The 12463-nt window shown below is 43.0% G+C and carries 11 protein-coding genes and 1 tRNA gene; 11 read left to right on the top strand and 1 reads right to left on the bottom strand.

Annotated features, from left to right (window positions below):
- Positions 1-379: 379 nt before the first annotated feature.
- The 5 genes from pilM to IH879_07305 are packed head-to-tail and all read left to right on the top strand — an operon-like array spanning position 380 to position 6897.
- Entirely contained in the window at positions 380-2974 is a 2595-nt protein-coding gene (gene pilM / locus IH879_07325; GenBank protein MCH7674746.1) for a type IV pilus assembly protein PilM, read from the top strand.
- Between the two features lie 4 nt (positions 2975-2978).
- Complete coding sequence (gene pilO, locus IH879_07320) at positions 2979-3557, top strand: type 4a pilus biogenesis protein PilO (protein ID MCH7674745.1); 579 nt, start codon at positions 2979-2981, stop codon at positions 3555-3557.
- Between the two features lie 21 nt (positions 3558-3578).
- Positions 3579-4064 carry a hypothetical protein gene (locus IH879_07315; protein ID MCH7674744.1) on the top strand — a complete coding sequence of 162 codons (486 nt, stop codon included), beginning with the start codon at positions 3579-3581 and terminating at the stop codon, positions 4062-4064.
- The gene (locus tag IH879_07310; GenBank protein ID MCH7674743.1) at positions 4048-5841 is read left to right on the top strand and encodes a hypothetical protein; all 1794 of its coding nucleotides are present in this window, start codon (positions 4048-4050) and stop codon (positions 5839-5841) included. Before IH879_07315 ends, IH879_07310 begins: the two co-directional genes overlap by 17 nt.
- Positions 5842-5847: 6 nt before the next feature.
- Positions 5848-6897 carry a type IV pilus twitching motility protein PilT gene (locus IH879_07305; GenBank protein MCH7674742.1) on the top strand — a complete coding sequence of 350 codons (1050 nt, stop codon included), beginning with the start codon at positions 5848-5850 and terminating at the stop codon, positions 6895-6897.
- Positions 6898-6903: 6 nt separating this feature from the next.
- Here the strand turns inward: IH879_07305 and IH879_07300 are convergent, their stop codons facing one another.
- A complete protein-coding gene (locus tag IH879_07300) occupies positions 6904-7815 on the bottom strand; it encodes a hypothetical protein (protein MCH7674741.1) in 912 nt (303 codons plus the stop codon).
- A 333-nt stretch (positions 7816-8148) separates the two neighbouring features.
- On the opposite strand from IH879_07300, the gene IH879_07295 reads away from it, so the two are divergent.
- The 6 genes from IH879_07295 (at position 8149) to IH879_07270 (ending at position 12325) form a co-directional block, all read left to right on the top strand.
- Entirely contained in the window at positions 8149-8718 is a 570-nt protein-coding gene (locus tag IH879_07295) for a ComF family protein (GenBank protein ID MCH7674740.1), read from the top strand.
- Positions 8719-8919: 201 nt separating this feature from the next.
- Positions 8920-9930, top strand: a complete 1011-nt coding sequence (gene gap, locus IH879_07290) for a type I glyceraldehyde-3-phosphate dehydrogenase (GenBank protein ID MCH7674739.1) — start codon at positions 8920-8922, stop codon at positions 9928-9930.
- Between the two features lie 3 nt (positions 9931-9933).
- Entirely contained in the window at positions 9934-10701 is a 768-nt protein-coding gene (locus tag IH879_07285; GenBank protein MCH7674738.1) for a triose-phosphate isomerase, read from the top strand.
- 16 nt (positions 10702-10717) lie between these two features.
- Positions 10718-11104, top strand: a complete 387-nt coding sequence (secG, locus tag IH879_07280; protein MCH7674737.1) for a preprotein translocase subunit SecG — start codon at positions 10718-10720, stop codon at positions 11102-11104.
- 13 nt (positions 11105-11117) lie between these two features.
- Positions 11118-11200: transfer RNA gene (locus tag IH879_07275), tRNA-Leu, on the top strand.
- A 72-nt stretch (positions 11201-11272) separates the two neighbouring features.
- Positions 11273-12325 (top strand): tetratricopeptide repeat protein, encoded by a 1053-nt coding sequence (locus IH879_07270; protein ID MCH7674736.1) that lies wholly within the window; start codon positions 11273-11275, stop codon positions 12323-12325.
- Positions 12326-12463 lie beyond the last annotated feature (138 nt).

Raw genomic sequence — 12463 nt, 5'->3', positions numbered from 1 at the left:
AGATTTCCTGCCGATACCTTAAATGATATACCAGATAAGGTTATTTGGCAATCACAGTGACATGTGAACCCAATGTTCCATTTTTTAAAAGTTATTTTTCAGGAATATTCAGTATTATAAAAAACCGGACCGGTGAATTTGTTGGCTCAACCAGTTTCTATCCACAGCTAGGGGCCTGGCCGAAAGAGCCTGAGGCAAGAGTAATTCAAGACTCGCTCACTATGAAGAGTAATTCCCCTCATCTTGAGCGAAGCCAAAGGATTCGTTCTTTATGTTGCCACTTTCGACGAGACCTCTGGAATTCCTCTAGTGCTTGATAAGCCAGCGCTCACCCGCAGCCAAAATAGCCGGGCAATCCGTTTGAATTGTCATTTTGATTATGAAACCCAAAAAAGCAGATATAGACTTTCTAATCAATGAAAAGAAACGTCCTGGTCAGGGTCGACCCGAAGATCAGAACTTTGAGTTGCCTGGCAACCTTTCTTCCGATGACTTTGAACCACAGGAAGGGCTGCCGGATTTGGAGTCGGGTCTTTTTTCTGAGGAAATAGCCGAAAAGGAAGAGTCTGCGACTGATGAAGGACCGGTCCGGCAAGAAGTAATTGAACCCACCTCTCAAACCACGGAAGGACAGCCAGAAGAGTTAGAATTCGATATTAGTGATGCTCTCATCTTGCCAGAGTTTAAGGAAGAGCCGCCGGTTTCTGAAGAAAGTGAGGAAACCGCTGATTTTTCAGAACCTCTGGGAGCCCTCGAACAAAGTTCTCACCAGGAGCAGCCTTTTATTTTAGAACCTTCCTCGGAAGAGCCTGAAGAGAATTTAGACGACAGCCAATTGTCAGGCAATGAAGACGAAACGCCACCAGAAAATACGGTAGAAGATTCTGCTGAAGAGAATTTAGACGACAGCCAGTTGTCAGGCAATGAAGACGAAACGCCACCAGAAAATACGGTAGAAGATTCTGCTGAAGAGAATGCGGAAGAAACATTGAGTTTTTTAATTGAACCTGAAGTACAACCTGAAAGTGAGCCTGAACAAGCGGCAGAGGATGCAAAACATGAATCCGATATTCAAGAAAATTTACTTGAGGAACAGAGTGAAGTAAAGCCGGAAAAGGACGAGAAGCCAATTGTGCAGAAGGTTGATGCTCCGTTGGTTCTTTCTAAGAAATCTGTCCTGCAGGATTTTATTGCCCAGAAAGCTTCCCAGAAAGACAAGCCTTTTCGAAAAGCGGAGAAGCCGCAGCCGAAACCGAAACCCAAAAAGCAAAGCGCATTAAAGACCTCGATTCCGCTCTCCGCTTTGATCGAAACCAGCAGTTTGATCGGCCTTGATATTGGCATGCATTCTGTTAAGTATGCACAGCTAAAGAAAACGGTTCGCGGACTGCAAGGCATTAACTTCGGCAGCTATCCAGTTCCTGACTCTCCAACAGAGATGGACGACAGTCAAAAAAACCGGCTCTTGTCCGAAACTTTGCAGAAAAATTTACAAAACCGGCGGTTCAAGAATACATTGATTACATCCGCTGTTTATGGCCTTAAGGTTTTATTTAAAAATATCAAAGTGCCGAAGACGGCACAAAAGGAATTGGCGAAAGCTGTGCCGTGGGCTTGCCGCAAGGATTTGCCGTTTCCGGTTGAGTCAACTGTATTTGCATACAAACAGATTGACAAGAAAGATAAATCTGATGAGAAACTGGATATTTTTGTGGTCGCCGCCCAAAAAGATTTGGTTTCAAGTCATATTGAGATGCTCGAAGATGCCCAAATCGTTCCTTCAAAAGTTTCCACCGTTCCGATCGCGCTTTGGAATTTGTGTAAGGAAACTTTAAAAAAAGAACCTCGGAAATGTTTCGGATTGATCGATATTGGCGCGAACTCCAGCCACATCATCTTTATAAAAAATGGTCTGCTAGAATTCGCCAGGCAAATTTCTACCGGTGCGGGCGACTTTACGGAGGCTTTGACCGGAGCAATTTTTGTGAGCGGAGCGGAAATCACTCTGGATGCCAAAAGAGCTGAAAGTATTAAACGCAAGTACGGGTTCCCGGATGAATCGGAAGACGGCACGACGAAGGATGGAATTCCTCTAAAGGAAGTCTCTGCTTTAATGGGACCCGTTCTGGAAAAACTTGTCAGCGAAATTCAACGCACGATTGAGTTTTTTAAGGAGAAGTTCGAGGTCGACGCTCTTGAATGCCTCTATTTGACTGGCGGCGGCGCTTTGATGAAAAATATGATTTCCCGGCTCTCGCTGGAGTTAAATCTGGAGATTGAAGTGCTGAATCCTTTCAAATTTGTCTCTTTCAAGAAGTTGAAACAAAAGCCCGAGTGGCACAAGATGGGACCTAGATTTGCCGTGCCGATTGGACTTGCGCTGGATAGGCAAAAAGAGTTTAATCTGCTGCCTGCGGAGTTGAGGGGGTCTCACGCTTTTCAGTATCTCAAAAGAGTTGCTCGTTACGGGTTCTCAATTATGATTTTGCTAATGGCGTTGCTATCACAAAACGTCGGCCAGCAATTTAAAAGAATCCAACAGGAATTTATAGAAATCAGCACAGAGTATGATAGGGTTAAACCGCGAAGGGAGAAATTTCTATCTCTACAGCGTGAGTTAAAAAAACTGAATGTGTTGAGGCAGTCGCACGCTGACATGCTGCTGGGTCTTAATCTAAACGCAGTAAATCATTTAAAGGCATTCAGCCAACTGGTTCCGAGGAACATAGCGCTCACTTCGTTTAAAATGAGCTACGACACGCGCAAAATTGAAGGCAGCGAGGATAAATATCAAACTCTGGAGATTCTCCGCATCACCGGAGTCGCTTTTGAGAACAATTCGATGGAAGGGGTTAATCTCGCAAAATTTTTATTGGATTTGGAGAAGTCTGACTATTTTTATGCAATCGATTTAAAATCCCAAAAAATCAGAGAAGACGGGGGACTCGAATTTTCAATAGAATTTGAAATATAGTGTAATGACTGAAACCTTGAAAACCGCGCTTATTGCAAGCGCACTTCTCATTGCTCTCTGTCTTGGCTGGTTTTTCTTTCTTTATCAACCGAAAACCTCAAGATTGGAGACCGTTAAGAAAGAAACTCAAGATCTCATTTTTAAAGTGAAAAGCATACGGGTGACAAATGCTGAGGTCATTGCCCTGGGAAAACAGGTAGAGAGCATCAAAAATGACATCAAATTAACTCAGGAGAAGATCATTTTCAAACATGATTTGCCAGCTGCAATTAAGAAAATAAAAAATAGCGGTAGTAAATTCGGGTTAAAGTTTCAACAAATTATTCCAGATTATCCTTCTTTGATCAATTCAAAAGAAAAGGAGCAGGAAGCAAATGCAGGTCTTTTGAGGTTGACTGTGCATTTTAAACTCCAGGGTTATTACAAAAGCTTTGGTAAGTTTTTAAGCTCCTTAGATAAGCTGCCGTTTTATATGTCATTGGGAGAAGTAACGATTGTTTATAACGACAACATCCATCCTCAAGTTGAGATTTTATTTGATGGTGTGCTTTTTCTTTATGATAAATCCAACTCTGAAATTTAAACGATAGGCGGCAAGAATTTAATGGCTCCTTTGAAGAAAAAGGAAAAAAGATTAGTTGCAATCGCGGGCGGCGCTGTGATTTTTTTTGTTTTGAATCAGTTTGTTTGCGGAGAGTCTGAGAAGCCTAAAGTTGAAACGGCAAAAAAAGTCGAGGCCAAAAGTGTAGTCGTAGAGCGAACACCCTCGAATGTCGTGAAAAGAAGCAAGCCACGTCGAGTTAAGAAAACAAACAAGCAGATGCAGTTTACCTCCTGGGGACGTGATCCGTTTTGGGAAGCTTTTCGTTTGGCGCAAGTCGATTCAGCTGACAACGACTCAAGCAATTTTGTACTCAGGGGGGTTATCTGGAAAGGTGATGAAGCTCATGTTTTAATCGGAGATGCCGTATTAAAAGTAGGGGAACGAAGCGGGGATTTGAAGATCCTGGATATTGACAAGAACCGGGTTGTCTGCAAAAAAGGTAGCAAAGTTATAACTTTGGTTTTGCAAAATGATGAACATTTATAAAAAAGCTTTACTTGGTTTCATCGCGATTGCCTTTAATTTTGGGCTGACTGCTTCAAGTCAAGCGCAAACTTATCAATTGCAGAAAATTGAGCTGTTTAATATGGCGAGCTTTTACCGCATTCTGGTTCAGTGCGACGGACCGGTGACCACGATTGGCAAATTTGACAAATCCTCCTCGACTTTAACAGTTTACTTGAAAAGTGCAAAACTGGATCTTTCAAAATCAGATTTTATTTATCGAAATGGCCTGGTAAGAGAAATTCATGTTGAGCAATTAAAGAAGACGCCGGCGATTGCAAAAATATCTATTATTCTGTCCGGTGCGGTAGAGTATCAAATAAAGAAAAGCATCATGGGGTTATTTTACATTGATTTAAGCGAACCGGATGTGCCTGAATCTGCCGACATCTCGGGTTTCTCAGAGGCGGAATCTTTTAATTATCCGGCAGAGATTTCCGGATTATTTGAAAGTTCAGAATCTAAGCCGTTTTCGCATAGAAATGCTTTTCTGGAGTCAAAGAGCTTACGAGATAAATCTGCTTACTTGCTGCCGCCTGCCTTAAATAGCAGTGAGAGAATATCATTAGATGTGAAGGGAGCCCAGCTTGCAAATGTACTTCGCCTGATTTCTAAACAAGGCAATATAAATATTGTAGCCAGTCAAGATGTAAAAGCAACTATCACGGTTAGCCTTGCAAATGTGACCATTAGGGAGGCTTTGGATTTGGTGGTCAAGGCCAATGGTATGGACTACATTGTCAAGAATGAAGTCATTTTGGTGAAACCAAGAGATAAGTTCGAGGGACCGGAATTAGAGACAATGGTTTACCGACTAAAATACGTCGATGCTAATAATTTAAAAAACACCGCTGCCCAGATTTTATCTCCTCTGGCCAAAATTCAGGTTTATTATCACAGTTACCAAGCGGAGCAAACATCGGATGAAGATGGAAAAGGCGGTAAAATAAAAAATCGCAGCAGTACCTTAATCGTTACGGATGCTCCTGAGAATATCCAGCAATTAAATGCCATGATAGCCGCTCTGGATGTACCGACTCCGCAAATCATGATTGAGGCAAAATTAATTGAAATCTCACCTCAGAGTGATGAGAAACTTGGAATCGACTGGTCAAAAACTATCAACGCCCAGATTTTTCGCGAGGTTATTTTGCCTTCAGGAGTGCCGCAACGGCAAAGTGCCGAAATTCCTTTAACTGGCGGCGGCATTAATTACGGTACCCTGACGTTTGATGAGTACGGTGCAGTCATCGATTTTTTAAAAAACAATACCAATTCGAAGCTGATTTCAAATCCACGAATTCTGGCGATGGATAATCAAGAGGCTTTCATTAGTGTCGGAACGACGTTTCCGATTCCGCAAATTACCCGCGGGGTTGGCGGCCAGGGGGATGTGGTCACGTTCCAATATCGTGATGTCAGCATCGCTTTGCGGGTTACCCCTCACGTCAGTGATGATGGGACGATTACTTTGTTTGTGAACCCTGAAATTGAGGAGGTCATCGGGCAAGTCAGCGCCGGGGGAAACAGCGCGCCGATTACTTCAAAACGCTCGGTTGAAACAGTCGTCAACTTGAAGAACAACGAGACCATGGTGATCGGCGGCTTAATACGAGAAAACACGATTGAGACAATAAGTAAAGTCTGGCTGCTGGGCGACATTCCTTTAATCGGAAATTTGTTCAGGCATAAAAGTAAAACGAAGAGTCAGACCGACCTGCTGATTTTTATTACACCCAGGTTGGTGACTGGATCCTAGAGGAATATGCGAAAGGCCGATCTCGACAAACTCCTAAACTTTGCAGTTCAAAAAGATGCCTCGGATATTCATCTAAGTGCAGGCAACCCGCCAATTTTACGCATTCACGGCACTCTGCGGCGCCTTGAGAACACTGAAATTACCAGCTCGGGTTTGAGGTCGGTCATTGCTGAAATCCTTTCAGAAAAACAGCGTCAAACATTAGAAGAAAATCTCGAGTTGGATTTTGCCTACGCCATTCCCAATGTGGCTCGTTTTAGAACCAACCTCTTTTTTCAACTTCGTGGGGAAGCTGCGGCTTTTCGTACCATTCCGGATCGAATTCGGTCGCTGAGCGAGCTGAGAGCTCCAAAAGGCATTCACCAGCTTTGCCGTGAGAGAAATGGGATCATTCTGGTGACTGGGCCTACCGGATCAGGCAAGTCGACAACCCTGGCGGCCATGATCGACTTGATCAACGAAGATCGGCAGGAGCATATTCTAACGATAGAAGATCCGATAGAATATGTACACAAAAGTAAGAATTGTCTTATTAACCAGCGGGAATTGGGTGAACATACGCATTCGTTTGCCAATGCTTTGAAGAGCGCTCTTCGTGAAGATCCCGATGTCATTCTTGTCGGTGAAATGCGTGATTTGGAAACCATTTCCCTGGCGCTTACAGCCGCAGAGACCGGTCATCTGGTTTTTGCGACCTTGCACACTCTGAGTGCTGCCGAGACGGTCAACAGGATTGTCGATGTTTTCCCCCCCGAGCAGCAGAGACAGATCCGCGCGATGTTTGCGAACGCAGTGCAGGGAATCATAGCACAAAGACTTTTGCCCACCAGAGATGGCCTGGGGCGGGTTGGCGTGCATGAAATTATGATTGCCACCGCGGCGGTGCGCAACCTGATCCGCGAAGAGAAGACCCACCAGATTCACTCGGCTATTCAAACCGGGGCAGCTTTCGGCATGCAGACGGTAGACCAGGTTTTGAAGAATTACGTTGAGGAGGGAGTCATTGCTAAAGAGGAAGCTTTAGCGCACGCGACGGATAAGAAGATTTTTAACTAGAAAATTTTATCGATGGGAACGGGTTTTAATTCTTTTATCTTCGAGCGAAGAGGAAGTAACTATTTGTTTCTTCAGTAATTCCCACTTAAAACGAACACTGACTGCATTGTGGTCGCTTAAAGGCTGACCGACCACATCCACAAAATTTTTGTCCAATTCCCACGAGATTGCTTTCAGAGCTAAATAATTACCATTTCGAAACAGCACTCGATCAACTAACTCAGTGCCGCAGGACAGGAATCGGCAAACATCGGTTAGGCCGGCGCTTGTAAGCAGGGTTTCAAAAATTTTGACGTCGTTCGGCCTGTCTGTAGTGTTTAGATTGAGGTCTCCCGCAATTATCACGGCATTTCCGAAAGAGCGGGCGTTGAGTGTTCGCAGCAGTTGAGCAACCTGCGACCGTCTGGCTTCAGTATCGTTTGGACTTCCCCCTGAATCAAGATGCACATTGTAAATATCAGTAAAAATACCCGGAACGATTTCTGTCTTTGCCAAAGTGAATCCTTTTGCTGCCAGGCAATCGTTGCCCTTATCATTTGAGCAGTTTTCCCAGGCTTCCCGGTATAATTCACTGAATGGAAATTTAGAAAATCGGTTTAATCCGTCGGTAATAAAGTGTGGTGAACAGTCTATTTGAGTCTGAGATTGGTAAAGGTGATTGGCTTTAGAACTTAACTCATTGTGATAAACAAAATCTTCCTGCACCAAAGCAATGTCAAACTTGTTTAATTTTGGACTGATTATTGGAATGTTTTTTTTCGGATTTGATGGCGAGATGCCTTGAGGGAGTCCGGCCACATTGTAAGTAAGCAGCGTAAACTCACCCGACGTCGGCTCCGTCGGGATTGGACTGTTCTCCGCACACCGACAGAAAGTCAATGCCGCGAGTAGCAAAGTTGTGTAAGGTTTTGACAGCATTAAAAGTTTACCAAGTAATATTGTTACCTATATTTTCATTATCGGAGGGCTATGTTTTTTTCCAAAGTAAATTTTCTTAATTAAGTATTTAAAATTGGAAACATGTTTTGTGCGAGTTGTTTGTACTTTGATTTAAGTTGAAATTTATAATAGACTTCTCTAAGTTAATTTAAAAATGAATCTCTATTTCAAATGAACTTGGTACCGATTTATAAATGGGCACAGCCATACTCTGACGCTGTTTTAAATTTTATTTATCCACCCTATTGTATAATTTGCAAAACCAGACTGGAACCCGGTTTAACCTTAATTTGCAAAACCTGCTGGCAGAGTTTGCCCAGAATTAACAATACTCAAAACCAAAAACGCAGCCAGGCTAATTTGGATTTTGCCGAGTCTCAAATTACCAAATTTCTAGCGGTTTGGGAGTTTAATGACGCAGCGCAGCAGGTCATTCATGAAATAAAATTTTTCGGCAAGAAATCTTTTGCAAAATTTGTAGGCAGGGAGATGGCAGATTTAATGACTCATGATAAAGACTACTTAGAGACTGATATGATTATTCCTGTGCCGCTCCACAAAACTAAGCTGCGAGAACGGGGTTTTAACCAAAGCCTGCTGCTATCCCAAGCTATTTCTAAGCTAACAAATATTCCTGTCAATCAAAAAATATTGAATAGAATTCGGTATACCAAACCACAATCGAGGCTGAATGCTTTTGAGCGGCAGCAAAATGTCAAAGATGCGTTTAGAGTCATCGATCCGTCCGCAGTAAAAGGAAAAACAGTAGTTCTCGTTGACGATGTTTTGACTACCGGCTCTACCATGCGGGCTTGTGCCGAATCACTTGACAGTGCCGGAGTTGCAAAGATTTTAGCATTAACTGCGGCGGCCACTTTGTAATTCTTCAGCTACATTTTTGTATTTATTGGGAAGGAATTCTTCTTGACATTTTTTTTAATAATCACTATTTTAGCAATTCGTTTTCATGTCTCAAAGTAGCTTGGTCTAAATAGGGTCTGCCCTAACCTAAATAATTTTCGCCATAATAGTTTTTCTGTAGGCATGTCAACAATAGGCATATAAATAAAAGGAGAGTTCAACATGGCTGTTAAAGTTGGCATCAATGGATTTGGCAGAATCGGCCGCAATATATTCAGGGCTGCAAAAAAGCATGGTGCAGGTGAAATTGAATTTGTCGCTGTCAATGATCTAACCGATGCAAATACTCTGGCTCATTTACTTAAGTATGATTCTAATTTTGGCGTTTATGAAGGCGAAGTGATTGCCGGAGACAATGAAATAACCGTTGACGGTAATCCGATAAAAGTATTGGCAATCAGAAATCCGGCCGAGCTGCCGTGGAAAGATTTAGGTGTTGATGTCGCAATTGAGTCTACTGGCCTTTTTACGGCGCGTGAGCATGCGTCTAAACATTTAGATGCAGGCGCGAAAAAAGTTGTCATCACTGCACCGGCAAAAAATCCGGATTTAACTGTGGTTATGGGCGTCAACCATGGCAACTACAACCCGGATACACATCATATCATTTCAAACGCCTCTTGTACTACCAACTGTCTTACTCCGGTGGCCAAAGTGGTCATGGATAATTTTGGCATTGAAAAAGGCCTGATGACCACTATTCATTCATATACAAATGATCAAAGTATTTTAGATTTGCCGCACAAGGATTTACGAAGAGCCCGGGCCGCAGCCGTTTCGATGATCCCTACAAGTACGGGCGCCGCAAAAGCTGTCTCGGAAGTCATTCCGGAATTGAAAGGCAAAATAGATGGAATGGCCATTCGAGTTCCTACACCAAACGTTTCATTGGTCGATGTTGTTTTTTATCTGGAAAAAAACACGACCAAAGAAGAATTAAATTCAGCGCTCAAAAATGCTTCCGAGAATGAGCTGAAAGGGGTGCTGCAATATACTGAGGAACCTCTGGTTTCCAAAGACTTCAATGGGAATCCGCATTCATCAATTGTTGACGGACTTTCAACTAATGTTATTGGAGGTAACATGGCCAAAGTTTTGTCCTGGTATGATAACGAGTGGGGATTTTCCAACCGGGTCCTTGATCTGATAAATCTGATTTCCAAGAGTTTGTAGTTCATGAAGACACGAAGACCGATAGTCGGCGGCAACTGGAAAATGTATAAAACGCCCAGGGAGGCGATCCATGTTGCTAAGGCTTTAAAAGTTAAGTTAATTAATGTCGAGGATGTCGACGTTGTTATTTGCCCGCCGTTTCCTGATTTGGTGCCCGTAAACGGGATATTGAATGAGTCTAATATAAAATTAGGCGGACAGAATATGTACTGGCAAGACGAAGGCGCTTTTACCGGCGAAGTTTCTGCAAAGATGTTGTTAGATGCCGGTTGTCAATATGTGATAATCGGGCATTCCGAACGGCGGCACGTCTTCGGTGAAAAAAACAGCGAGATCAACCAAAAAGTAAAAAAAGCTCTCGGAAGCGGGCTCATACCAATTTTTTGTCTGGGCGAAACGCTTGAAGAAAGGCGAAACGGTCTTACTGAGAAAGTAGTTGAAGAGCAGATTATAAAAGGGCTTTCCGGCGTCGGAATAACTGCTGCAAACGATATCGTAGTTGCCTATGAACCTGTTTGGGCGATTGGAACAGGTGAAACTGCAACACCGGAACAGGCAGAAGAGGTTCATAGATTTATTCGTGAACTTTTGGGCGGGTTATTTAGTCTAAGTTTAGGAAATCAAATTCGTATTCAATACGGGGGAAGTGTGAAACCGGCTAATGCGGCAGAGCTGATGAGCCAGGAAAATATTGACGGGGCTCTGGTCGGTGGCGCAAGCCTCGATGCGGATAGTTTCACAGAAATAATTAAATCATCAGCAAGTGTCTAAATAGAAAAGGGATAAAATGACTGCATTATTAATGTTTTTATTTGTAATAATTTGTTTTGGGTTGATTCTTGTGATTCTTCTTCAGTCGAGTAAAGGGGGAGGTCTTGCGGGCGCTTTTGGCGGCGGCGGCGCTGCTGGAGCCGTCTTCGGAGGTAGGGGTGCCGGGAATTTTTTAACCAAAACAACCGGCTGGTTAGCTGTTGGATTTTTAGGAATTGCGCTGCTTCTGTCTTTTCTCAATCGAGGCGGCGGTGAAAGCCAGAGCCTGGTTGGCCGGGAACAACAAAAAAGAGGTTCGGTTCCTGCGGCCAATTTACCGTTTGTGCCAATAGGAGATTCACAACAGTTGCTGCCCATTGAATCACAACAGCCCGAAACAGCTGGACAGGATTCGGCAAAATAAGTTTAGTCACATTGCCGAAGTGGTGGAATTTGGTAGACACGCACGGTTGAGGGCCGTGTGGGGCAACCCATGGGGGTTCGAGTCCCCCCTTCGGCACTTTCTTTCGATTTTCATTTATGTTGAGTTTCTAAATTGTTAATGGTTCTTTTAAGAAATTTGGAGGTATTTATGAGATTATCCGTTAGATTCGCTACCGGTTTTGTGTTGACGCTAACGTTTTTATTGTTCAGCACCGCAACAATTTTGAGCCAGGACTTGAATCAACAAAAGCAAGCAAAGCTCAAACAAGTTACTGAGCTAGATGTTAAACTCAAAAGCGGCCCCACTGCAGAAGAATACGAAGACCTGATTCAAAAAAGGGAAAAGATTGTAGCGGAGATTAAGGCGATCGATAAGCAACTGATGTCTGATGCAGACGCCATGAAAAAAATAAATGCGGTTAAGAGGGCCAGTAATGACGGAAATAGTGCCCTCAAACTCGGTCAATTGCCTGAAGCGCTGAAGCATTACAACAAGGCAATTTCATTGGATTCGACTTTTGTTCAAGCTCACTACGGCAAAGGCCTGACATTAAAGAAACAAAGAAAATATAAAGAAGCATTGGCAGCTTTTCAGGCCGCAATTGATAATGACCCTGCATACTCAAGTGCCTACCTGGCGTTGGGAAAGACTTATAACCAGTTAAGCCAGCCAGATGAAGCCATTGCAGTTTACAATCAAGCGATCCAATACGATCCAAAGGATGCGAAAATGCACTATATGCTTGGTGAAGTCTATCAAAACAAGAAGAAAAATTATAAAAAAGCTTCTGAAAGCTTTCAGAAAGCGACTCAAATTAACCCTGCATACGACAAAGCTTTCTACAGCCTCGGCGTCAGTTTAATAGAACTCGGGAAACTGGACCAGGCTGTTATGGCTTTGGAAAATGCATTGGCTGTTACGAAGAAAAAAAGATGGGAAGGGCCTCATTATCGATTGGCCGTGGCCTATAACAAAAAAAGCGCCTATTCAAAGGCCAAAGCAGCGGCGATAGAGGCTTTGAATAATAAAAAGAATTATGCACCTGCTGCGTACGAAGCTGGTAAAGCATGTAAGGAGTTAGGGCAGTTTAATGAAGCCATCAACTATTTCGGAATCGCTGGGAAAAGCAGGGTTTGGAAAAAAACTGCAGATTATGAAATCGACCTCATTAAGAATAGAGATAAATACGGCAGTAATTAAAATAATCAAAGTTAATACTAAAAAAACGCCCACCAACTTAGGTGGGTGTTTTTTTTTCTCTCAAAGTCATTCCTGAAAACTGGGATTCCATATGGACAAGCCCTGGATTAAATTTTAAGAAGATAAAGTGCCGCCAGA

The organism is candidate division KSB1 bacterium (assembly GCA_022562085.1).
Classification (GTDB): Bacteria; Zhuqueibacterota; Zhuqueibacteria; order Oceanimicrobiales; family Oceanimicrobiaceae; genus Oceanimicrobium.
This window is presented reverse-complemented; position numbering and strand designations above follow the sequence as displayed.

Excerpts from the sequence above, each read along its gene's own strand:
- pilM (MCH7674746.1), top strand. The coding sequence starts at position 380 with ATGAAACCCAAAAAAGCAGATATAGACTTTCTAATCAATGAAAAGAAA.
- pilO (MCH7674745.1), top strand. The coding sequence starts at position 2,979 with ATGACTGAAACCTTGAAAACCGCGCTTATTGCAAGCGCACTTCTCATT.
- IH879_07315 (MCH7674744.1), top strand. The coding sequence starts at position 3,579 with ATGGCTCCTTTGAAGAAAAAGGAAAAAAGATTAGTTGCAATCGCGGGC.
- IH879_07310 (MCH7674743.1), top strand. The coding sequence starts at position 4,048 with ATGATGAACATTTATAAAAAAGCTTTACTTGGTTTCATCGCGATTGCC.
- IH879_07305 (MCH7674742.1), top strand. The coding sequence starts at position 5,848 with ATGCGAAAGGCCGATCTCGACAAACTCCTAAACTTTGCAGTTCAAAAA.
- IH879_07300 (MCH7674741.1), bottom strand. The coding sequence starts at position 7,815 with ATGCTGTCAAAACCTTACACAACTTTGCTACTCGCGGCATTGACTTTC.
- gap (MCH7674739.1), top strand. The coding sequence starts at position 8,920 with ATGGCTGTTAAAGTTGGCATCAATGGATTTGGCAGAATCGGCCGCAAT.
- IH879_07285 (MCH7674738.1), top strand. The coding sequence starts at position 9,934 with ATGAAGACACGAAGACCGATAGTCGGCGGCAACTGGAAAATGTATAAA.
- secG (MCH7674737.1), top strand. The coding sequence starts at position 10,718 with ATGACTGCATTATTAATGTTTTTATTTGTAATAATTTGTTTTGGGTTG.
- IH879_07270 (MCH7674736.1), top strand. The coding sequence starts at position 11,273 with ATGAGATTATCCGTTAGATTCGCTACCGGTTTTGTGTTGACGCTAACG.